22 protein-coding genes are annotated in these 19,579 nt (G+C 70.2%); 8 read left to right on the forward strand and 14 right to left on the reverse strand.

The window, feature by feature from the left end:
- The first annotated feature begins 50 nt into the window (after positions 1 to 50).
- The gene (locus AB0E77_RS07645) at positions 51 to 1,571 is read left to right on the forward strand and encodes an MFS transporter (protein WP_361566994.1); all 1,521 of its coding nucleotides are present in this window, start codon (positions 51 to 53) and stop codon (positions 1,569 to 1,571) included.
- A gap of 48 nt (positions 1,572 to 1,619) precedes the next feature.
- Complete coding sequence (locus AB0E77_RS07650; protein ID WP_361566997.1) at positions 1,620 to 1,979, forward strand: VOC family protein; 360 nt, start codon at positions 1,620 to 1,622, stop codon at positions 1,977 to 1,979.
- Between the two features lie 19 nt (positions 1,980 to 1,998).
- Here AB0E77_RS07650 and AB0E77_RS07655 read toward each other — a convergent pair whose 3' ends face one another.
- Entirely contained in the window at positions 1,999 to 2,301 is a 303-nt protein-coding gene (locus tag AB0E77_RS07655; RefSeq protein WP_361567000.1) for a hypothetical protein, read from the reverse strand.
- A 233-nt stretch (positions 2,302 to 2,534) separates the two neighbouring features.
- On the opposite strand from AB0E77_RS07655, the gene AB0E77_RS07660 reads away from it, so the two are divergent.
- The gene (locus tag AB0E77_RS07660; protein WP_361567003.1) at positions 2,535 to 3,005 is read left to right on the forward strand and encodes a carboxymuconolactone decarboxylase family protein; all 471 of its coding nucleotides are present in this window, start codon (positions 2,535 to 2,537) and stop codon (positions 3,003 to 3,005) included.
- A gap of 60 nt (positions 3,006 to 3,065) precedes the next feature.
- Here AB0E77_RS07660 and AB0E77_RS07665 read toward each other — a convergent pair whose 3' ends face one another.
- The 7 genes from AB0E77_RS07665 to AB0E77_RS07695 all read right to left on the reverse strand — a co-directional run bounded on the left by AB0E77_RS07665 (position 3,066) and on the right by AB0E77_RS07695 (position 9,474).
- Entirely contained in the window at positions 3,066 to 4,289 is a 1,224-nt protein-coding gene (locus tag AB0E77_RS07665) for a cytochrome P450 (RefSeq protein WP_361567006.1), read from the reverse strand.
- 10 nt (positions 4,290 to 4,299) lie between these two features.
- A complete protein-coding gene (locus AB0E77_RS07670; RefSeq protein ID WP_361567009.1) occupies positions 4,300 to 5,520 on the reverse strand; it encodes a cytochrome P450 in 1,221 nt (406 codons plus the stop codon).
- A complete protein-coding gene (locus tag AB0E77_RS07675; protein ID WP_361567011.1) occupies positions 5,517 to 6,137 on the reverse strand; it encodes an ATP/GTP-binding protein in 621 nt (206 codons plus the stop codon). The genes AB0E77_RS07670 and AB0E77_RS07675 overlap by 4 nt, the downstream gene beginning before the upstream one ends.
- Positions 6,115 to 6,468: a DUF742 domain-containing protein gene (locus AB0E77_RS07680; protein ID WP_361567014.1), complete on the reverse strand. Its 354-nt coding sequence runs from the start codon at positions 6,466 to 6,468 to the stop codon at positions 6,115 to 6,117. The genes AB0E77_RS07675 and AB0E77_RS07680 overlap by 23 nt, the downstream gene beginning before the upstream one ends.
- Positions 6,465 to 6,887, reverse strand: a complete 423-nt coding sequence (locus tag AB0E77_RS07685; protein ID WP_361567017.1) for a roadblock/LC7 domain-containing protein — start codon at positions 6,885 to 6,887, stop codon at positions 6,465 to 6,467. The genes AB0E77_RS07680 and AB0E77_RS07685 overlap by 4 nt, the downstream gene beginning before the upstream one ends.
- A 2-nt stretch (positions 6,888 to 6,889) precedes the next feature.
- Complete coding sequence (locus AB0E77_RS07690) at positions 6,890 to 8,533, reverse strand: ATP-binding protein (protein WP_361567020.1); 1,644 nt, start codon at positions 8,531 to 8,533, stop codon at positions 6,890 to 6,892.
- 539 nt (positions 8,534 to 9,072) lie between these two features.
- Complete coding sequence (locus AB0E77_RS07695) at positions 9,073 to 9,474, reverse strand: helix-turn-helix domain-containing protein (protein WP_361567023.1); 402 nt, start codon at positions 9,472 to 9,474, stop codon at positions 9,073 to 9,075.
- Positions 9,475 to 9,594: 120 nt separating this feature from the next.
- Here AB0E77_RS07695 and AB0E77_RS07700 point away from each other — a divergent pair, with 120 nt between their 5' ends.
- From AB0E77_RS07700 to AB0E77_RS07710, 3 genes are all read left to right on the forward strand, one after another.
- Entirely contained in the window at positions 9,595 to 10,455 is an 861-nt protein-coding gene (locus AB0E77_RS07700) for an NAD(P)H-binding protein (protein ID WP_361567026.1), read from the forward strand.
- Between the two features lie 283 nt (positions 10,456 to 10,738).
- On the forward strand, positions 10,739 to 11,161 hold the full coding sequence (locus AB0E77_RS07705; RefSeq protein WP_361567029.1) for a cytidine deaminase: 423 nt from the start codon (positions 10,739 to 10,741) through the stop codon (positions 11,159 to 11,161).
- 99 nt (positions 11,162 to 11,260) lie between these two features.
- A complete protein-coding gene (locus tag AB0E77_RS07710; protein WP_361567032.1) occupies positions 11,261 to 11,638 on the forward strand; it encodes an ASCH domain-containing protein in 378 nt (125 codons plus the stop codon).
- A gap of 63 nt (positions 11,639 to 11,701) precedes the next feature.
- Here the strand turns inward: AB0E77_RS07710 and AB0E77_RS07715 are convergent, their stop codons facing one another.
- Positions 11,702 to 12,463, reverse strand: coding sequence for a hypothetical protein (locus tag AB0E77_RS07715; protein ID WP_361567035.1), 762 nt, complete (start codon positions 12,461 to 12,463; stop codon positions 11,702 to 11,704).
- A gap of 87 nt (positions 12,464 to 12,550) precedes the next feature.
- On the opposite strand from AB0E77_RS07715, the gene AB0E77_RS07720 reads away from it, so the two are divergent.
- Positions 12,551 to 12,736 carry a DUF1737 domain-containing protein gene (locus AB0E77_RS07720; RefSeq protein WP_361567038.1) on the forward strand — a complete coding sequence of 62 codons (186 nt, stop codon included), beginning with the start codon at positions 12,551 to 12,553 and terminating at the stop codon, positions 12,734 to 12,736.
- Between the two features lie 48 nt (positions 12,737 to 12,784).
- Here the strand turns inward: AB0E77_RS07720 and AB0E77_RS07725 are convergent, their stop codons facing one another.
- From AB0E77_RS07725 to AB0E77_RS07740, 4 genes are all read right to left on the reverse strand, one after another.
- Entirely contained in the window at positions 12,785 to 13,282 is a 498-nt protein-coding gene (locus AB0E77_RS07725) for a DUF1877 family protein (protein ID WP_361567041.1), read from the reverse strand.
- 270 nt (positions 13,283 to 13,552) lie between these two features.
- Positions 13,553 to 14,215: an HAD family hydrolase gene (locus tag AB0E77_RS07730; protein WP_361567043.1), complete on the reverse strand. Its 663-nt coding sequence runs from the start codon at positions 14,213 to 14,215 to the stop codon at positions 13,553 to 13,555.
- A 292-nt stretch (positions 14,216 to 14,507) separates the two neighbouring features.
- The gene (locus AB0E77_RS07735) at positions 14,508 to 14,699 is read right to left on the reverse strand and encodes a DUF397 domain-containing protein (RefSeq protein WP_361567046.1); all 192 of its coding nucleotides are present in this window, start codon (positions 14,697 to 14,699) and stop codon (positions 14,508 to 14,510) included.
- Positions 14,696 to 15,541, reverse strand: a complete 846-nt coding sequence (locus AB0E77_RS07740; RefSeq protein WP_361567049.1) for a helix-turn-helix transcriptional regulator — start codon at positions 15,539 to 15,541, stop codon at positions 14,696 to 14,698. Before AB0E77_RS07740 ends, AB0E77_RS07735 begins: the two co-directional genes overlap by 4 nt.
- Before the next feature lie 203 nt (positions 15,542 to 15,744).
- Between AB0E77_RS07740 and AB0E77_RS07745 the strand changes: the two genes are divergently transcribed.
- A complete protein-coding gene (locus AB0E77_RS07745; RefSeq protein WP_361567052.1) occupies positions 15,745 to 16,410 on the forward strand; it encodes an ATP-binding protein in 666 nt (221 codons plus the stop codon).
- A 22-nt stretch (positions 16,411 to 16,432) separates the two neighbouring features.
- On the opposite strand, the gene AB0E77_RS07750 is transcribed toward AB0E77_RS07745, so the two are convergent.
- On the reverse strand, positions 16,433 to 19,570 hold the full coding sequence (locus tag AB0E77_RS07750; protein ID WP_361567055.1) for a DUF3427 domain-containing protein: 3,138 nt from the start codon (positions 19,568 to 19,570) through the stop codon (positions 16,433 to 16,435).
- Between the last annotated feature and the right edge of the window lie 9 nt (positions 19,571 to 19,579).

Raw genomic sequence — 19,579 nt, forward strand, 5'->3', positions numbered from 1 at the left:
CCTTCGGGACCGGGCGGCGCCGTTCCGCGGTCCTCGAGGGAGAGGGAGCCATGTCAGCGCAGTCGTCGTCCCCGGACTCCGTACCCGGCTCCACGGGCACCGTGACCACCGCCGTCCCGGCCCGCCTGGACCGGCTGCCCTGGTCCCGGTGGCACTGGATGATCGTGATCGGCCTCGGCACCGTCTGGATCCTGGACGGCCTGGAGGTCACGATCGTCGGCAACGTGGCCGGCCGGATCGCCGAGGACGGCAGCGGGCTGGACATCAGCTCGGCCCAGATCACCGGCCTGGCCGCCGCCCTCTACGTGGCGGGTGCCTGCTCGGGCGCCCTGTTCTTCGGCTGGCTGACCGACCGCCACGGCCGCAAGAAGCTGTTCATGGTGACGCTCGTCGTGTACCTGGCGGCGACCGCGCTGACGGCGGTGTCGTTCGAGTCCTGGTGGTTCTTCCTGTTCCGGTTCCTCACCGGCTTCGGCATCGGCGGCGAGTACGCGGCCATCAACTCGGCGATCGACGAGCTGATCCCGTCCCGCTTCCGGGGCCGGGTCGACCTCATCATCAACGGCAGCTACTGGCTGGGCGCCATCGGCGGTTCGCTGCTGTCCATCGTCATGCTGGACACCGACATCTTCCCGAAGGACCTCGGCTGGCGGCTCAGCTTCGCCCTCGGCGTGGTCCTCGGCCTGGTGATCCTGCTGGTCCGCCGGCACGTCCCGGAGAGTCCGCGCTGGCAGTTCATCCACGGCCACGGCGACGCCGCCGAGCAGCTCGTCGCCTCCGTGGAACGGGAGATCGAGGACGAGAAGGGCGAGCGGCTGCCGCCGCCGGCCGGAGAGATCACCATCCACCAGCGCAAGAGCATCGGCTTCGGTCTGATCGCCAGGACCGTCTTCGGCAAGTACCCGCGCCGCGCGGTCCTCGGCCTGTCGCTCTTCATCGGCCAGGCGTTCCTCTACAACGCCATCACCTTCGGCTTCGGCACCATCCTCATCACCTTCTTCGACGTGCCGACCGGCCACACCGGCTACTACTTCGCCGTCATCGCCGCCGGCAACTTCCTCGGACCACTGCTGCTCGGCAAGCTGTTCGACACGGTCGGCCGCCGGATCATGATCTCGGGCACGTATCTGCTGTCGGGCGTCCTGCTGTTCGTCACGGCGTGGCTCTTCGATCGCGGCTCGCTGACGGCGAACACGATGACGGCCTGCTGGTGCGTGGTGCTGTTCTTCGCCTCCGCGGGCGCCTCCAGCGCCTATCTGACCGTCTCCGAGATCTTCCCCATGGAGACCAGGGCGATGGCCATCGCCTTCTTCTACGCCCTCGGCACCGCCGCCGGCGGTATCAGCGGCCCCCTGCTCTTCGCCGACCTCACCGAGTCCGGCGTGGTCGGCGACACGGTGCTCGCCTTCCAGATCGGCGCCGGGCTGATGTGCGCGGCCGGCCTGGTGGCGGCGTTCCTCGCGGTCAAGGCGGAACGCCGCTCCCTGGAGGACATCGCCGAGCCCCTGTCGGCCGCCGGGGCGGTCGCGGGCACGAGGGAGGCGCCGGACACGGGCACCGCGACGCCGTAGAGTCCGGGCCGACCGCATCCCGGCCCGGCCGACCGCGAGGAGCCTTCCATGACCGTCCGCAGGATCGTCCCCAACATCCACTCCGGGTCCGCCGAGGAACAGGCTGCCGGCCGCGACTTCTACGGCCTGCTGGGCTTCCAGGAGGTCATGGACATGGGCTGGGTGACCACCATGGCCTCACCGTCCGTCCCCACCGCCCAGATCAGCTTCTTCACCGAGGAGCGCACCGCGCCCGTCGTCCCCGACCTGAGCGTGGAGGTCGAGGACGTCGACGCGGTCCACGCCCGCCTCGTCGCGTCGGGCGCGGAGATCGTCCGGGAGCTGCGGGACGAGGAGTGGGGCGTACGGCGCTTCTTCGTACGGGACCCCGGCGGGCGTGTGGTGAACGTCCTGACGCACCGGTCCTAGACCCTGCCGGGCGCGCGGGTCAGGCCCTGCGGTCGGCGACCGCCCAGGAGGCCAGCGCGACGGCGCCGGCGACGCCGAACACGGAGGGCCAGGCGCCGACCTTCCTGGCGAGCGGGTGGGACCCGGCGAAACCGGCGACGTAGGCGGCCGTCAGCGCCCCGGCGGCCTTCCCGCCGGCCGTCCGCCGCCACTGCTGCGCGGCGGCGGCCCCGGCGACGGCGAGCACGGCACCGCCGAGCGGCCGCTTCCCGGTCCAGCGGGCCACGCCGTACCCGCCGACGAGTCCGCCCGCCGCGACCAGCGCGCTGGGAACCTTCGCCATGTCTGCCTCCTGCGTTACTCCTGCTGTTCCCCGTCGTCTCGGACCGAGGCTAATCCCCGCCGGGCACGGCTCCCGCGCCGGGGCGTCCGGCGGGCGGCGGACCGCACGGGACGGAGTGTGGCGCAGGTCACGCACACTGCGCCGGTCTGCCTGTCACATCGCGCCGCCGCGGTCCGTCGTAGCTGCGTAACCGGATACGGCAACGGCCGACGGACCACGACGGAGGAACCACCATGGACGCTCGCCTCGACCTCTTCGGCAACCAGATCGCCGGCAAGCTCCTGCGCCACATCAACTCGGCGGGCAAGGTCGTGTCGGACTCGACACTGCCGGCCGCCACCCAGGAGCTGGTGAAGATCCGCGCCAGCCAGATCAACGGCTGCGGCTTCTGCCTCGACATGCACACCAAGGACGCCGCGAAGGCCGGTGAGACCTCGCTGCGCCTCAACCTGGTCGCCGCCTGGCGGGAGGCCAAGGTCTTCACCGACGCCGAGCGCGCCGCCCTGGAGCTGACCGAGCAGGGCACCCGCCTCGCCGACGGCGGCGGCATCAGCGACGAGGTCTGGGAGAACGCGGCGCGGCACTACGACGAGGAGCAGCTGGCCGCGCTGGTCGGACTGATCGCCGTGATCAACACGTACAACCGGCTGAACGTCATCACCCAGCAGCCGGCGGGCGACTACCAGCCGGGCATGTTCGGCTGAGCCCCCACGAGGAAGCGGGACGGCCCGCCCCGGCGTTGCGGGGCGGGCCGTCCCGTCCGCTCAGCCGTGCAGCAGGACCGGCAGCCGCTGGTGGCCGTTGCTGATCAGGGACGGCACCGCCCCCAGCTCGGCCGAGGGCTCGGCCAGGCGCATGTCGGGGAAACGGTCGAAGAGGCTCCGCAGCGCCAGGGTGACCTCCATGCGGGCGAGGGGCGCGCCGAGGCAGAAGTGGACGCCGTACCCGAACGCCAGATGGTCCTTGACCGTACGGGCCGCGTCGAACGTGTCGGCGTCCTCGTGCCAGTCGGGGTGCCGGTTGGCGGCGGCGTAGGAGGCGAGGATGGCCTCGCCGCGGGCGATGGTCTGCCCGTCGGGCAGCGGGATGTCCGTGACGGCGTACCGCAGCGGCAGGTGCTTGACCGCCGGCTCGTGCCGCAGCGTCTCCTCGACCACGTCGTCCCAGGTGACCGCGCCCTTGCGGACCAGTTCGAGCTGGTCGGGCCGGGTCAGCAGGGTGTGCACGGCCTGGTCGATGACGTTGACGGTGGTCTCGTAGCCGGCGCTGATCATCAGCAGCAGCGTGTCGCGCATCTCCTCCTGGGAGAGGCCCGAGCCGTCGCTCTCCTCGTCCCGCGCGGCGATGAGCAGCGACGTCATGTCGTCGCCCGGGTCGCTGCGCTTCTCGGCGATGAGCCGGTCCAGGGTCTCGTACAGCCGGGCGGTGTTGGCCCGGGCCTCGTCCTGGCTCAGCGTGGTGTCGAAGACGCCGTCCACGAGGGCCCGGAAGCCGTCCCGCCGGCTCTCGGGCACGCCCATGAGGTGGCCGATCACCGCGATGGGCAGCGGGTAGGCCAGCTTCTGGCGCAGGTCGACCGGCTCACCCTCGGGCAGGCCCGCGAGACGGTCGACGAGCTCGTTCACCATGCCCTCGACGGCCGGCCGCATGTGGGCTATGCGGCGGGCGCTGAAGGCCGGCGCCACCAGGCGGCGCAGCTTGCGGTGGTTGGGGCCGTACGCGGTGAACATGTTCTCCACCGCCACCCACAGGGCGAGCGGCCACGTCTGGACGACCTGCCCGAAGGCGGGCCAGTGCGCCCGGGCGTCCTTGGAGACGTCAGGGCCGGTGAGCAGCTGTTTGAGCAGAGCGGGGTCGGAGACCGACCAGGCTTCCACGCCGAGGACGTCCACCCGGGTGGCCGGACCGCGGGCGCGCAGCGCACGGTGCTCGGCGTGGTGGTCGGCACCGGCGGGATCGAGGACGAGGGGAGGCTGCTGGCCGGACATGGCGGGCTCCTTAGGGGGCCGGGGGAAAGGTGACGGGCAGGGATTCCAGGGCGCGGTGGAACGGGCCCGGACGCCAGACGAGCTCGGCGACGGGTACGGCGAGGTCCGTCTCCGGCAGCGCGTCGAGGAGGTGGGTGACCGCGGTCTCCGCGATCAGGTAGGCGTGCGAGCGGGCGGGACAGGTGTGCGGGCCGATGCTCCAGGCCAGATGGGCGCGGTTGCCCGTGTGCCGGCCCTCCGGCACGCCGTCGGTCAGCGCCGGGTCGTTGTTGGCGGCCGACATGGAGATCACGACCGGCTGGTCGGCGGGGAGCAGGAACCCGTCCACGTCGATCGGGTACGGCGGGTAGGAGATGCAGTAGTTCGCCATGGGCGGGTCGGTGTAGAGGACGGCGTCGAGCGCGTCGCGCACCGTGGAAAGACCGGCGTGCAGGTCGGCGGAGAACTCCTCGTCGGTGAGGATCTTCAGCACGGTGTTGCTGATCAGGTTGGTCAGCGGCTCGATCCCGGCGCCGTAGAGCGTGACGAGCTGGTGGCCCATCTCCTCGTCGTCCAGCCGCGCGGAGTGTCCGATCAGCCGGGACGTGATGTCGTCCCCGGGCTCCCGGCGCCGCAGGCTGACCAGGTCGAAGACGGCCTGCCCGAGGATCTGGTTGCCCAGCTCGGCGTTGGTGGTGTCGAAGATCTTCGCCATGCCGTCGGCGATGCGCACGCCGATCTCGTCCGGGCAGCCCAGCAGCGCGCTCAGCACCCGGAAGGCGATCGGGAAGGCGTACTGGGAGAGCAGGTCCGCCTCGCCCTTGCCGCGGAAGTCGTCGATGGCGCCCGAGGCGACCCGCTCCACGAGGGCCCGCAGCCCGTGCTGGTCGACCGCGTCGATCGCCGCGGTGTTCGCGCCGCGGTAACGGGCGTGCTCGGCGCCGCCGGACCGCAGCGCGTTGGGCCGCCACTCCATCATCGGCCGCACCGGGCAGGACGCCGGGATCAGCTTCTCCCACGCGCGCGGGTCGGCGGGGAAGTGCAGCGGGTCGTTGAGGATGCGGCGGGCCTGGTAGTAGCCGATCACCAGCGTCGCCGGGACCCCGGGCGCCAGCTCGACCGGGACGAGCGGACCGTGGGTGCGGCGCATGCGCCGGTACGCGGCGTGCGGATCGGCGGCGAACTCCGCGGTGTACAGGGCGATCCGCCCCGGTGGGCTCGTCGGCGCGGACGCGGCGGAGGGCATCGTCATCGGCGGGACTCCATGAGGGCGGCCGAGCGCTGCTCGGACAGGTACTCGGTGAGCGTGATCAGGGCGTGCAGGGACGACGTGCGGTCGCGGGCGTCGCAGGTCGTCAGCGGGGTGAACGGATCGAGGGCCAGAGCCTCCCGCAGCTCCGACTCGGGGTACTCCGGGGCGCCGGGGAAGGCGTTGATGGCGACGGCGTACGGGATGCCGCCGTTGTCCAGCAGGCCGAGCGCGTCGTGGGAGGCGTCGAGGTTGCGGGTGTCGGCCAGGACGAGACAGCCGAGCGCGCCCTCCGCCAGGTCCTCCCACAGCGGCTGGAAGCGGGCCTGGCCCGGCAGTCCGAACAGATACAGCGCGAGACGGCCGCCGGCCATGTGGATACGGCCGAAGTCCATCGCCACCGTGGTCGTCGTCTTGTGCGGGGTGCCCCGCAGATCGTCCACGCCCGCGCTCTCCTGCGTGATGGGTTCCTCCATCCGCAGGGGCTTCACTTCGGAGACGCTGCCGATCAGCGTCGTCTTGCCGACGCCGAAACCCCCCGCGACCACGATCTTGGCCGACCGGGTCACCGTGGCCGGGACGTAGGTGACGGGCGGGTCAGACCATGGAGCGCAGTCCACGCAGTACCTCCTGCAACAGGTCGGATTCGGGCTGGTGGTCGCCGGCCGCGACCGGGCTGGCCAGATGGCCGGAGTCCATCAGCGAGGAGACGAGGATGCGCACCGTGGAGGGCGGCAGCTCCAGCGCCGCGGCGATGTCCGCGACGGCCAGGCCGCCCTCCGCGCCGGAGAACAGGCGCATCACCCGGCGGGCGTCCGGGGCGAGGGACTCCGTGGGCCCGGTCGCGGCGATGAGCACGCTCTCCAGGCGCACGTCGTCCCGGGCGCGGACCTGCCCGCCGGTGCGGACGTAGGGCCTGACCATGTCGGGGTCACGCCGCGGCCCCGTCATACCGGTGAGCCGCCTTCCGCGGCCGGCACCCGCTCCGCGGTGCCCAGTTCGTGCCCCACCCGGGTGGCGAGCCGCACCATGTGATGGGAGATCAGCCCGACATCGGCGTCCGGACCGGTCGTGCACACCGACAGCATGGTGTTCTTCGCGGCGGTGGTCGTCAGCCCGATGCAGCCCACCGACTCGATCAGCAGCTGCCGCATGCCCTGGCCGCCGGTGAACTCGTCCCACGCCTTGCCCGCGGCCCGCAGCGCCGCCGTCAGCGCGGCGAACTTCTCCCCGTCGTCCTGGCCGATCGTCTCGGTCCTGGCCTTCAACAAGCCGTCGCTGCTCATCAGTACGGCGTACCGGACGCCCTCGACGGTGCCGAGTTCCTGGTCGAGCAGCCAGCCCAGGCTGTTGGTGTGTGTGTCTTGCACGATCAGTGTCCTTCTTCGTGTGCAGCGGGGGCGGGGTCGGATCCGGGGGAGGGGTCGGTTCCGGGACCGGATCCGGGGCCGGGTGGGGTCCGGTGGGCCGCGTCGGGCCCGGCGGGGGCGGCCGGGAGGGACTCCTCCTGTCGGCCGCGGCGGCTGCCCTCCGCCCAGGCGGCGGCGATGGAGGGCCGCCCGGGCGCGGCCGGGGCGGGCTCGGCGGCACGGCGCGCGGCGACGGGAGCCTTGGTGCGCCGGCGGACGGTCAGGCCGCTGGCGGTGGTGGCGGGGGTCGGCACCGACGTCTCCGGGGCGGCGGCCGGGGGCTCGGGAGTGGTGGCCTGGGCTCCCTGGCCGGTCGGGGTGGCCGCGGCGGTCGTGGTGGCCGTGGCGGGTACGGCGTCTGCGGCAGCCGCGGCGGGTACGGCGGCCGGGGCGGGCACGGGCTCCGGCGCCGGCTCGATCACGGGGACCGGCGGTGCGGCGGGTGCCTCGGCCCGGGCCGCGGGGACCGACGACGCGGGGGCCGACGACGCGGAGGCGACGACGGGACCGGCCGCGGCCGGCGAGACGAGCAGGTTCTTCGGCAGCACGATCATGGCGCGGGTGCCCTGGTAGATGTTGGGTGCGGTCAGCTCGACCCGGAAGCCGTAGTTCTCCGCCAGCAGGGACGCCACGCGCAGCCCGGTCTGGGGATGGGCGCCCAGCCGGGTGATGTCGTCGCGCTGCTCGCCGGACATCACGTTGCTGGCCCACAGCAGCCGCTCGTCGTCCATGCGCAGACCTGCGTCGTCCACGATCAGGAAGAACGCGTGGTGGCCCTGCTCCAGCGACACATGGACGTTCGCGGCGGGCGGCGAGTAGCGCAGCGCGTTGTCCAGCAGCACCGCGAGGGCGTGCACGACCGCCTCCACCGCGCGGCCCTCGACGGAGACGGATCCCAGCTCCGGGTGCTTGATCCGCTCGTACCCCTCGATCCGGCCCATCGCCGCCCGCACGATGTCGGTCAGCGAGGTGGCGGGCCAGCGCCGCGACAGCTTGTCCCCGGCGAGCACGGCGTACCCCGAGGCCGTGAGCAGCATCTGCTGGGTGAGGTGGTCGATCTCCACGAGCGTCGCGTACGCCTCGTCCGAGATGTGCCGTCGCACGCCCTGGCTGACGCTCCGGCCGAGCCGTGCCGCCCGTGCCACCACGTTGTTGGCGAAGCCGCGTACGGCGGCGCGGGCGACGCCCAGGGACTCGTGCCGTACCTGCGCGATCTGCCGTTCCGTGTCCTGCCGGATCTGATCGGCGGTCCTGGCGGCCGCGGCCCGCTCCTGCGCCCGTATCTCGCCCACCGCCGAGGCCAGCGCCCCGGGGAGGGTGAGCAGCCGCTCGGCGAGCGGGGTGCCGTCGAGGTTCGGCGGGACGGTGAGCGTGCCCTTGTGACCGGCGCCCTCCAGCCCGGCGCCGGCGGCCGCGGGGATCACGGTGGTCGCGAAGTGGCCCACGCACTGCTCGGCCGCGAGGAGTTGCAGGGTGAGCCGGTCGGCGTGCCGGCGCAGCAGCTCCGCCTGGCGCCCGGCCTGGTCGCGTGCGCGCCGGAAGTACCAGGCGGCCCCGGCTCCGGCCGCCGCCAGCAACAGGGCGCCGGTCAATAGCAGTTCAGTCATCGGGTCCTCACGGATGGGGAAGCCGTCGGTGTGGGGGAGGGGGTGGGCCGGTGGTCACGGCCGGGATCCGGGCTGACGGGACGGTGCCGTGGGGGACGGCGACCGGGGGCCTCAACAAGCCAGATGCAGCGGGCGTCTCCCGGCCCGCGGCAGAGGCGCGCGGCGGTCCTCGGCGCACTGCGGCGGCACCTTCCGGCACCGCACCTCCGCCGCGCTTCCCCGTGCCGAGGATTCAGCGGCGCTGACATCGGTGAGGGTGCACGACATGGATCTCCCGGGGGCGAGCGAGGGGCCTTCACGAGCGGTGGGGCGACGGGCGGGGCGGGCTCGCGACAGCGCGGATCCGTTCCTGCGTAAACCCGAACTGCCGCGTATGCCAAGGGCATTCGGCAGGGACCATACCGCTTGTGCTCACGCGTTGTGGCAGCCCTGTGACCAGGGACCGGCGTCCCCGGGAGTATGAGGCGAAAAATGCGCGGTTGACGGCCAACTGGCAATGGCCGAAAAGCGGTTGGCCCTCGACTCGGTGCTCGTGCTAGTCAGCGGTCCGACGAGGAGTCGTAGGCGATCCGGGCCTGTTCGACCTTGACCAGGTTCTCGGCGGCCCACTCGGTGAGGTGCGCGAAGAGGGGGGCGAGGCTGCGGCCGAGGTCGCTGATCTCGTATTCGACCCGGGGCGGCACCTCGGGGTGGTAGGTGCGCAGGACCAGGCCGTCCCGCTCCAGCTGCCGCAGCCGCTGGGTGAGCACCTTCGGCGTGATGCGGGCGATCCGCCGCTCCAGCTCCACGAACCGCTGACGCCCGTACGTGTGCAGGGACCAGAGGATCGGCGTGGTCCACCGGCTGAACACGATGTCCACGACGGGGCTGACCGGACAGGCCAGTTCGGGGTCGGTCGCAGGCTCCGCCGGGACGGCCTTCCGGGTCGCTTCACGGGCCATCTGTGCATCCCTCCCGGGGAGTCACTTTCCTCTGGGTACCTACTATACCGACGCTGCTAGCGTCTCCTCATGCCCGGCAGCGGGCGCCCAACAAGGGCCATTGAGCAGGGGGAGTCACGCATGATCATCGTCACGGGGGCGACCGGCAACGTCGGCCGTCCACTGGTCGGCATCCTCGCCGCGGCCGGCGAGGCCGTCACCGCCACGTCCCGCGGCATCACAGTCACGGACGTGCCGCGAGGCGTCCGGCACCGGCAGGCGGACCTGACCGACGCCGAGTCCCTCAGGCCGCTCTTCGACGGCGCCGAAGCACTGTTCCTGCAGAACGGCGGTGCCAGTGCGCACCTGATCGACCCGCACGGGATGCTCGACGCGGCCAAGACGGGAGGGGTGGAGCGGGTCGTTCTCCTCTCCTCCCAGGGTGTGGCCACCCGTCCCGAGTCGCCGTCCCACGGACAGGTGGGCCACGCGATCGAGGAGGCCGTCCGGCAGTCGGGCCTCCACTGGACGATCCTGCGCCCCGGTGGCTTCCACTCCAACGCGTACGCCTGGGCCGAGCCAGTCCGGGCCCACCGGACCGTCGCCGCGCCCTTCGGGGACGTCGGCCTGCCGACCGTCGACCCCGCCGACATCGCCGAGGTCGCGGCGGTGATCCTGCGGCAGACCGGCGACGGGGCGGGCGGCCACGCGGGCCGGACGTACGAACTGACGGGTCCCGCGCTCGTCACACCGCGTCGGCAGACGCAGGCGATCGCCGAAGCCCTGGGTGAACCGGTCGCCTTCACGGAACTCACCCGAGAGGAGGCCGCCGCCCGGTTCCTCCGCTTCATGCCCGAGCCGGTGGTGGAGACGACACTGTCCATCCTGGGCGAGCCGACCCCGGCCGAACAGCGCGTCAGCCCCGACGTCGAACACGTCCTCGGCCGGGCACCGCGGCACTTCGCCGACTGGGCGGCCCGTAACGCTGCCGCCTTCCGCTAGCCTCCGTCGAGCCGTTCACCGTCGCTCCGGCGATGCGAATGCCCGCGGCCGGCCGGCCGGGGAGGCGGAGGCCACCGTGACGGCCGGCCGCGGCCTTGGCCGGCATGGCGGACGGACGGGGAAGCAGGTCCCGGCATCGAGGGGCCGTCGACGCCGGCACGGCCGGACCCGGCCGCCCCCGTCGGCGCTGCGCGTCACGCGCCGAAACCCGGCGCCGTGGGACCCACGTCCGTACTAGGTTGGTCGGCCGAAGCCCCGACCGCAGCATCACAGGAGACCTGCCGTGCCGCACCCCGTCGACCAGGAACTGATCCAGGCCGCGGCCGATGTCGCCCGCACGCGCGCCCACGGTGACAACCACACCATGGCGGCGGCGGCCCGTACCCGGGACGGCCGGATCGTCACCGCGATGAACGCCTACCACTTCACCGGCGGTCCCTGCGCCGAGCTGGTCGTCATCGGCGCGGCGGCCGCGCAGGGCGCGTACGAGCTGGACACGATGGTCGCCGTGGGCGACCGCGACCGAGGCGTGGTCCCCCCGTGCGGCCGGTGCCGCCAGGTCCTGTTCGACTACTTCCCCACCCTCAAGGTCATCGTCGGCACAGGCACCGGCCCCGGCACACGGGCGGTCCCCATCGCCGACCTCCTCCCGGAGACGTACGTCTGGGCGGACCACCAGCTGGAGACCGACGGGGCGCCGTCCTGACGGCGTCTCGTCCGTCGCTGCCTACAATCCGTGCGCAAGGCCGGTGAGGCGGCAGTTGTCGAGAGGGGCGGGTACACCGTGTGGCCACGGGTGAACGGCATGCGGGCGCTGGAGCTCGGCACGGCCGGTGAGATGCGGGAGCGGCTCAACGCCCTCGTCCTGGACGGGCGGAAGACCGCCACCACCGGGCTGCTGGCCGAGTACGCCGAGGAGACCGAGGGCCTGGAGTACGAGGGTGAGCGCCTGGCGCTCCTCGGCAACGACGGAGACCGCGTCGCCACGATCGAGATCACCGACGTGGAGCTGGCCCCCTTCGGCGCGGTCACATGGGAACACGCCGCCGCCGAAGGCGAGGGCGACCGGACCCTGGACGAGTGGCGCACCGGCCACAGCCGCTTCTGGGACGCCATCGGCACACCGGTGGACGAGGACACGCCGTTGGTGTGCCTGCGGTTCCGGGTCGTCGAGCCCGCCTAGCCGCGTGGCGAGTCCGCGGCAGCGGATGTCGAGAGCGCAGGCGGCGATGGTCGCCGCACCCGCTCAGCCGGCCGAGGCGTTCTGTGTCGCTTCGCGCGCTTCGGTGAGGGCTCGCTGCCTGAGGCTGCCGCCGAACAACTGAATCGTGGTGGCGGCCAGGACGTCGTCCCGGCCGATGGCCCGCCCGGCCCTCCTGCGGGTGGACGGGGTCTGCGGGGGTGGATCCTGGAGGGACGACGAAGGTGTGCCCGGCTCGCCCGGTATCACCAGGGAGACCGAACCGAACCGCTTGATCCCGCCCTCGCGGACGACCATGGCCGAGTCCCGGGCGAGTCCCGTCAGGAACACGCTCGCGATCCCGTCCAGGTCGCGGACCATCGCCGGAACGGCCGTCACCCCCTGGCTCCGCAACAGCTTCCTGACCCCGGCCTCGAACCGGTGGGCGCCGACCACGGCACTCGCCTTGCGCGACCTGCTGCGCCTGGGAGAAGGCACGATCACACCCTGGGCGTCGTACAGGACGCCGGTCAGGCCGCGGAACGTCGGACTGTGGCCGTACCACCCGGTCCCCACCTCGAGCTCGACGTCCCGGTCGATCGCCGAGATCAGGTCCCGAGGGATCAGCTTCTTCCGGGACTCCTCCGCCGCCGCTCTCCTCGCGCCGCCGATGATCTCCGCCAGCACGGTCCGCGTCACCGACGCGGCGGCCCACACGGCCGACCGGGAGACGTGCATCGACGTCACGTCCCTGAACACCGCTTTGACGAGAGAGGGCTTGAACGGTGAGGAATCGCCGCGCTCAGTGCGTGCGGGCTGTGTGGTCATCGGAAGAGGCGCTCCCTGCCGGCGGAGTGGTCATCCCATCCTCCGTGGAAGCGGCATCCGGGCAACAGCCCTGAGATCCTTCTCCTCATGAGCACACCACCAGACGGACTGCCGGCCTACCGAGTCCTGACCGGCCCCGACGACGCCGCGTTCTGCCACCGCGTGAGCGAGGCGCTCGCCCTCGGCTACGAACTGCACGGGGGCCCCGCCGTCACCTTCAACGGGGAGCGGGTCATCGTCGCCCAGGCGTTGATCTGGCCGAGGCCGGCGTAGTGCCCACGGAAGTACGGGGCGCGGCCATGACCGAACGGCCGTAGCCGGCTACGCCCACACCACCTTGACCACGGCGTGGCCCGCTGCGGCCGCTCGTCCGTAGAACGCTTGCAGGCCCTCGTGACAGTCGAGGATCTCCTGCCTGGCCGCCTCCTCCTGCTCTCCGTGCCTGACGAGCTTGGCACCGGCGGCCCTCCACAGCTCCTCGAAACAGACGCCCGCGAGGAAGCCCGCAGCCTGTGACACCCCCGACGGCTCCAAAAGCATCATGGGCGGGTCGGAGGGGTCGGTACCGGCGCTGTGTGGCACGGGGCGCCCGCCGTAGATCGGCAAGGACCAGAGCTTTCCGGTACCCGTGGGCAGGGCGTCGGACGCGGCATAGAAGCCGTTGACGGCGTCCCAGACCTTGTCGATCGACTCGGCGACGCCCGATGCGTACTCCTCGGCGTGCTTCTCCCAGGCCTCCCACATGAACTCCGCGAGCCACGCGTGATCGTCCTGGATCTCGGATTCCGCGACGGCGCGCAGATGCAGATGGATGCTCATGGCGAGGAGTCCTCCAGTCCGTCCGGCCCGCCCGCCGGCCCGGACGGAGGGAACCTACGCGACGCCACTGACAATCGATAGGAGCATCAGCTCGTACGGAACCGATTCTCTGAACACCGAGCGCGATGGTCGACTGCCCTTCACGACCTGAGCCGTCGAAAGCCCGCCACGGTGGCGGGTGCGCCGGACGGACACCCGTGGGTCCACATCTGTGCTCGGTCGCAGGGCGCCGCAGCGACGGTCGAAGTCGGTTCCTTTGGCCGAGGACGGTCAGCGTGCTGCGCCGTTGAACTGGCCGATGTTGCCGGGGAGCTCGGCGAGGCTTTCGATACGGAAGGTCGGCAACTCTCTGGCTTCGGGGCTGTCCCACTGAATGGTGGCCCACGGTCCGCGCCGCACGAGTGCCGTGAGCATGCCCGCATCGCGGGCCGGACGGATGTCGTTGTCGCAGCGATCGCCCACGTAGAGGATTTCACCGGCCTCGGCAGGTACGGCGTCGGTGACGCGTTTGAAGAACTCAGGGTCGGGCTTACTGGCTCCCCAGTCGTCGGAGGTACCGATCAGGTCGACGTCATCGGAGAACAGCTCCCGCAGGATTCGCCCCGCACGGATGGTCTGGTTCCCCGCGATGCCCAGCCACAGGCCATCAGACCGGAGCTGGCGGAGAGAAGCACGGACCTCCGGGTACAGGTCGTCTTCGCCGAACGTCTCGGGCTGCCCGGCGGCGGCCCGCTTCTCGCGCTCTTCGTAGAGATCGAACCCGGGCCGGAACTCCCGGAAGGTCTCGCGGTAGTCGCGGTTTTGGGCGATCACGGCACCGAACATCGCATGAAACGTGTGCCGGGGGACGCCGAGCCAGTCTGCCCAGGTCCCGTACTCACGGGTCTCGTCGACCAGACACTCACCTACGTCGAAGACCACTGCGCGAATCACTCTGGCAGGGTATGCCGGAGAACAAGGATCAGCACACAGCGCTGGAACTCGGTAAGGGGCGCGTGAGATGAGGGAGCGGCTCAACGCTCTTGTCCTGGCGGGGCGGAAGGCCACCACCGGCTGCTGGCTGAGTACGCCGAGGAGACGGACGGCCTGGTGCTTCTCGAGAACGACGGAGAGCGCGTCGCCAGGTCGAGTCCAAGGATGTCAGCTGACAGAGCCCGTCTCCTGACTTGCAGGAGAGGAGGGTGTCAGGCAACGTGCATGCGCAGGCGCACCGTCCGCTTTCACGTCAGCGTTTCAGGGAAGCGGTCAAGAACCGATGCCAGGCGACACCCGACACCTCGACAAGGGGGCCGTCCTGTTGCTTCGAGTCGCGGATCAGTATCCCCGTCGGTATGAACGCCGCCTCCACGCACTCGGTCCCGCTGCCTCCGCTGTAGGAGGACGTGAACCAGTGAGGCTCCGACGCTGCCGTCATCATGACTCCTTGCAGATCCGATCGACGAGGGCGGCTGACGACTCCAAGTCGAGTGCCTGTGCGCTGAGATACTGGAACGCCAACCTATAACGCTCCAACTCCTTCGGCTTCTCCATGAAGAGCCCGCCGCCGAGGAGGTCCACGTACACCACGTCCAACTCGGGAGCTTGACCGCGGAGAACGGCGAAGCTCCCGACGGCCGCCGCGTGGGCGCCGCGTTCGAACGGTAGGACCTGGACTGTGACGTGCGGTCGTTCGGCCATGGCGAGCAGGTGATTCAGCTGCTCCCGCATGATCTCCCTGCCGCCGACTCGCCGTCGGATTGCCGCTTCATCGATAACGCTCCAGATGTGCGGCGGTTCCTCCCGGTCCAGCAACTCCTGTCGTTTCATGCGGATGTCGACCATGAGCTGGACCTCGCGCTCCTCGCACTGCACCTCCGAAGCGCGGTGTACGGCCTCGGCATATGCGCGGGTTTGGAGCAGGCCGGGAACGTACATGCAGGCGTAGTGGTCCTCGCGGACAACCTCGTCTTCGAGCGTGAGCATGAGGTTCATCGACTCCGGGATGGGGTCGGCGAGGGACCGCCACCAGCCCTGGATCTTGGCGCCCTTGGCCAGCTCGACCAGCGCTGAGCGTTCCTCGTCCGTGGCGCCGTACTCACGGCACAGGGCGTCGACGGCCGGCCACTTCACCGTGCCTTCCTTCGTCTCGTAGCGGCTGAGCGTCGCCTTCGAGATGCCGACCAGGGCTCCTGCCTCCTCCAGGGTCAAGCCTCTCGCCTCGCGGAGTCGCCGCAAGTCGGCGCCGAGCTGACGCCTGCGAGTAGTGGGTCCAATCGCCATGCCAACGGCCCTTCGTGTCGATGCGGTAGATCGTCGTGTCCGGCGAGGCGAACGGCAAGACGGTGTGCGCCGGGGGCGTGTGCTGGGCCCTTGCGCTCCTCTTAGACAGAAATGAGAGTTCCATTTTGGGAGTCTCAGTGCCACGCTTAGTCGTCGGAAGGTCACAGAGCGCTCAGGGCGCCAAAAGGTGAGGGAGTGAGAGAGTGGGCGACTCGACGGAGAGTGCCGTCCAGAGGGCAAGGCGGGCATGGAAGCTTCCCTTCTCTGCGGAAGCGGAGGAAGTAGCCGGCCTGCGCCAGCTCGTGCGACTGCATCTGGAGCTTTGGGACTTGCACGAACTCAGCGACGTGGCCCAGCTGTGTGTCAGCGAGCTCGTGGCGAACGTCATCAAGCACGTCGGGCCGGGGACCCCGACGACGCTAGCCATCTCCCTGAACGGCACTCGCTTGCGGATCGAGGTACACGACCCCAACTCCCGGTCGCTCCCGGCGCTGACCGACGCGGGCATGGATGCCGAAGCCGGACGAGGCATGGCGCTCATCGATGCCGTCACCGACCGTTGGGGCGTCGACCTCACATCCGAGTCCAAGTCCACCTGGTGCGAGCTCCGCACGAGCCCCACCGTGGTGCGCGGCTACGATGCTCCGTCCCGGGTGGCACGGGCGACCGATGTGCTTCAGCTATATGCCTCCGCGCCATTGCCGATGCAGGGCGCGGCCTTCAGCAGGCTGGGTGCGACGGTGGCGGAGGAGACGGCGATCGACGTCATCAGCGATCTCCTCCACTGGCTCCGCGCGCACGGCCGTGACCCCGACGACGTACTGGAGCGTGCCCAAGCCCATTTTGAAGCAGAGGCCGAGTCACGCTGACCGAGTGCACGAACTCCCGGCCTCAGCTTGCCTTGATGGCCGAATACGTCCACACGTCGGCCGGGATCTGGTGCTCCAGACGCCAGGTGATCGCCATCGGCTTGCTGCCGGTGTGGCTCTCGTAGGTCGCCGGGCCGAGAAGCATCCAGGGCTGGGACTTGCCTATGTCGTTGTTCTTGTACCGCCGCAGGAACAGCAGGACTTGACTCCCGCGCTGCACGTGCTGTCGATAGCGCATGCCGGTGGGAGAGTCGGCGGCCGTCGCGTTCTGGGATTCCCAGTGATAGAGGGTCGGGCTCAGGGCGTAGTCCCTGTACCGAACCGTGGGGGAGAAGTCCCTCTCGTTCTTCTCCTGCGTGATGAGGAGGGCGTCCGTCTGAATCTCCTCGACCCACTGCACACCCTTCGCGAAGGACCGGGGCATCTGGCCGCCGATGCGTGCGAAGCCGAGGGCGGCGAGTATCTCCGAGCGGTTGTACGCGCTGTGAACCTTGAGCGGAACGTGGCCGAGAGGACCGGACAGTGGGATGGGGAGGTGGTCGGCTTGCTCGATCACGTAGGAGAGCAACTGTCGGAGTTCGTCACGGACCGCCTGCTGGGTCCGCAGCGACTCCAGTCCCTCCTGGTAGTCGGTGAAACCACCCGCGTTGTCCCAGAGGTTGAAGAACAGCATGCGGGCATACGCCTGGTCCGTCGGACCCAGTTCGTCGTAGCGCGGGGCGTCGTCCGCGAGTAGACGGAGGTAGGCCTGCGCGCGCTCCGGATCATCCACGTGGAGGAACGCGTGGGCGCGCTTGAGTAGCGCCTCTTCGCCCTGCGGCGCTGAGCGTTCCAGTACGTCGGCTTTGCGGAGGACGTTCGTCCAGGAGTTGCCGCTCTTGTACAGCTCCTTGATCTCTCGGCGGCTTTCCCGGAGGTAGTCGGCGAGACGAGGAGTGCTGTACTCCTTGACCTCCTTCACCAGCGTCTTCACCGTGGCGCCCAGCTGGGTCCGGATGTTGTCGAGGATGAGGTCCTTCGACTTGCCCTCCAGGATGATCTGGGAGCCGGACGGCAGCTGCGGGAAGTCACGCGCGATGTGCTCGACCAGTCGGTTCCGCGAGAGGTTGGTCAGAGCTCGGAACTGTTCCTCGAAGCGGAACTCCGCCCGGTGCTGGCCGATGAAGTCGAGCACGGTGAGCACCGGCTTGTTCTCGGTGCGCCGCAGCCCCCTTCCCAGTTGCTGGAGGAAGACGGTGGCGCTGTTGGTGGGCCGCAGCAGGAGAAGGGTGTCGACGTCGGGGATGTCGAGCCCCTCGTTGAACAGATCCACCGAGAAGATGACCTGAAGTTTGCCGTCTTTCAGGTCCTTCAGCGCCTGGGTGCGCACGTCGGCGGGCGAGTCACTGTCGAGCGCCACGGCCGCGAAGTTGGCCTTGCGGAAGAAGTCCGCCATGTAGTGGGCGTGTGCCTTGGTGACGCAGAAACCGAGCGCACGCATCGCACCGGGGTCGGAGACCTTGTCCCGGATCTGCTTCACGATGATGCGGGCGCGGGCGGCGTTGCCTGTGAAGAGGTTCCCGAGCTCCTGATCGGCGTACGAGCCACTCTGCCAGCCGACGTTCGTGAGGTCTGTGCCGTCCGGGATGCCGAAGTAGTGGAACGGGCACAGCAGATCGTTCTCCAGCGCCTCCCACAGCCTCATCTCGGCAGCGATGCGGCCCTCGAAGAACTCGTCCTGCACATTGAGCCCGTCCATCCGCTCCGGAGTGGCGGTCAGGCCCAGCAGTTCCTTCGGCGCGAAGTGGTCGATCACCCGTCGGTAGGTGGAGGCCGTGGCGTGGTGGAACTCGTCGATGACGATGACGTCGAAGTGGTCCGGCGCCAACTGCTCCAGTCTTTGGACGTTGAGTGACTGCACGCTGGCGAAGACGTGGTTCCACTCGCGCGGATCCGCGCCGCCGTGCAGCAGTTCACCGAACGAGGCGTCGACCAGCACCTCGCGGTAGGTGCGCAGAGACTGCTTGAGGATCTCCTTGCGATGCGCGACGAACAGCAGCCTCGGCCGACCGACGGTCGACTCCTGGCACAGACGGCGGTAGTCGAGGGCCGCCATCACGGTCTTGCCGGTTCCCGTCGCCGCGACGAGCAGGTTGCGGTGCCGTCCGCGGATCTCACGCTCGACGTTCAGCCGTTCCAGCATGTCGCGCTGGTGCGGGAAGGGACGCACCTCCAGGCCGGAGAGGTTGATCTTCAGGTCTGTGGTCGACGTCGACCCACTCGCCTGAGCCAGTGCCTCGTCAAGACGCTGGCCGTGCAGGTCGGGGTCGTACGTCTCGAAGGCCGTGTCGTTCCAGTACGCGTCGAAGGTCGCCTCGAACTTGTCGAGTACGGCGGGTGTGGCCACGGACGACAGCCGTACGTTCCACTCCAGGCCGTCGAGGAGCGCGGCGCGCGACAGGTTGGAGCTGCCCACGTACGCCGTGTCGAAGCCCGTCCCGCGACGGAAGAGCCACGCCTTGGCGTGCAGCCGGGTCGAGCGGATCTCGTAGTTGACCTTGACGGTCGCGCCGAAGTCGCGCACGAGCCGGTCGAGCGCGCGGCGGTCGGTGGCACCCATGTAGGTGGTCGTGATGACCCGGATCGGTACGCCCCGCTCCTTGGCGGCCCGTAGGGAGTCCTCCAGGACGCGAATGCCGTACCACTTCACGAACGCGCAGAGCAGATCGATGCGGTCGGCGGTTGCCAGCTCTGCTCGCAGCTCGGAGCCCAGACTGAGGTCCTCGGGCGAGTTGGTGAGCAACGACGTCTCGGAGAGCGGAGTGAGCGGGCGTAGCGCATAGGCGCCAGGCGCCTCCTGCTCGGCGAGGGCCAGCAACTGCCGAGGGCCCTCGACGATGGGACCGGCCGGATCGGTGCCGCCGGGGCCACCGGCGTTCGCGGCCAGAGACTCGAGGATGCGGTTGGCGAAGGGAACCTGCTCGGCGGGCGGGAGCTGGCCGAGGTGACGGGCCACCATCTCGCCTACGTGCCGAGCCAGTACGTGAGGTGAGGACTCCGCACTGACCTCCGCGTCGACGGCCTTCCAGCCCATCGCCTCGAGTTGCTTCAGCTCGTCACGCACGTCCTCCGTGATCAGCTTCTCGTAAACCCCCGAGACCGGCTGCGCCAGCTCCCCCATGTCTCCCAC

This window comes from Streptomyces sp. NPDC032940 (genome assembly GCF_040636935.1).
Classification (GTDB): Bacteria; Actinomycetota; Actinomycetes; order Streptomycetales; family Streptomycetaceae; genus Streptomyces.

Bases quoted from the DNA above. Each gene is read 5' to 3' on its own strand.
- AB0E77_RS07650 (WP_361566997.1), top strand. From the start codon at position 1,620: ATGACCGTCCGCAGGATCGTCCCCAACATCCACTCCGGGTCCGCCGAG.
- AB0E77_RS07720 (WP_361567038.1), top strand. From the start codon at position 12,551: ATGAGCACACCACCAGACGGACTGCCGGCCTACCGAGTCCTGACCGGC.
- AB0E77_RS07715 (WP_361567035.1), bottom strand. From the start codon at position 12,463: ATGACCACACAGCCCGCACGCACTGAGCGCGGCGATTCCTCACCGTTC.
- AB0E77_RS07655 (WP_361567000.1), bottom strand. From the start codon at position 2,301: ATGGCGAAGGTTCCCAGCGCGCTGGTCGCGGCGGGCGGACTCGTCGGC.
- AB0E77_RS07710 (WP_361567032.1), top strand. From the start codon at position 11,261: ATGCGGGCGCTGGAGCTCGGCACGGCCGGTGAGATGCGGGAGCGGCTC.
- AB0E77_RS07660 (WP_361567003.1), top strand. From the start codon at position 2,535: ATGGACGCTCGCCTCGACCTCTTCGGCAACCAGATCGCCGGCAAGCTC.
- AB0E77_RS07700 (WP_361567026.1), top strand. From the start codon at position 9,595: ATGATCATCGTCACGGGGGCGACCGGCAACGTCGGCCGTCCACTGGTC.
- AB0E77_RS07665 (WP_361567006.1), bottom strand. From the start codon at position 4,289: ATGTCCGGCCAGCAGCCTCCCCTCGTCCTCGATCCCGCCGGTGCCGAC.
- AB0E77_RS07645 (WP_361566994.1), top strand. From the start codon at position 51: ATGTCAGCGCAGTCGTCGTCCCCGGACTCCGTACCCGGCTCCACGGGC.
- AB0E77_RS07750 (WP_361567055.1), bottom strand. From the start codon at position 19,570: ATGGGGGAGCTGGCGCAGCCGGTCTCGGGGGTTTACGAGAAGCTGATC.
- AB0E77_RS07680 (WP_361567014.1), bottom strand. From the start codon at position 6,468: ATGACGGGGCCGCGGCGTGACCCCGACATGGTCAGGCCCTACGTCCGC.
- AB0E77_RS07735 (WP_361567046.1), bottom strand. From the start codon at position 14,699: ATGATGACGGCAGCGTCGGAGCCTCACTGGTTCACGTCCTCCTACAGC.
- AB0E77_RS07695 (WP_361567023.1), bottom strand. From the start codon at position 9,474: ATGGCCCGTGAAGCGACCCGGAAGGCCGTCCCGGCGGAGCCTGCGACC.
- AB0E77_RS07725 (WP_361567041.1), bottom strand. From the start codon at position 13,282: ATGAGCATCCATCTGCATCTGCGCGCCGTCGCGGAATCCGAGATCCAG.
- AB0E77_RS07690 (WP_361567020.1), bottom strand. From the start codon at position 8,533: ATGACTGAACTGCTATTGACCGGCGCCCTGTTGCTGGCGGCGGCCGGA.
- AB0E77_RS07670 (WP_361567009.1), bottom strand. From the start codon at position 5,520: ATGACGATGCCCTCCGCCGCGTCCGCGCCGACGAGCCCACCGGGGCGG.
- AB0E77_RS07740 (WP_361567049.1), bottom strand. From the start codon at position 15,541: ATGGCGATTGGACCCACTACTCGCAGGCGTCAGCTCGGCGCCGACTTG.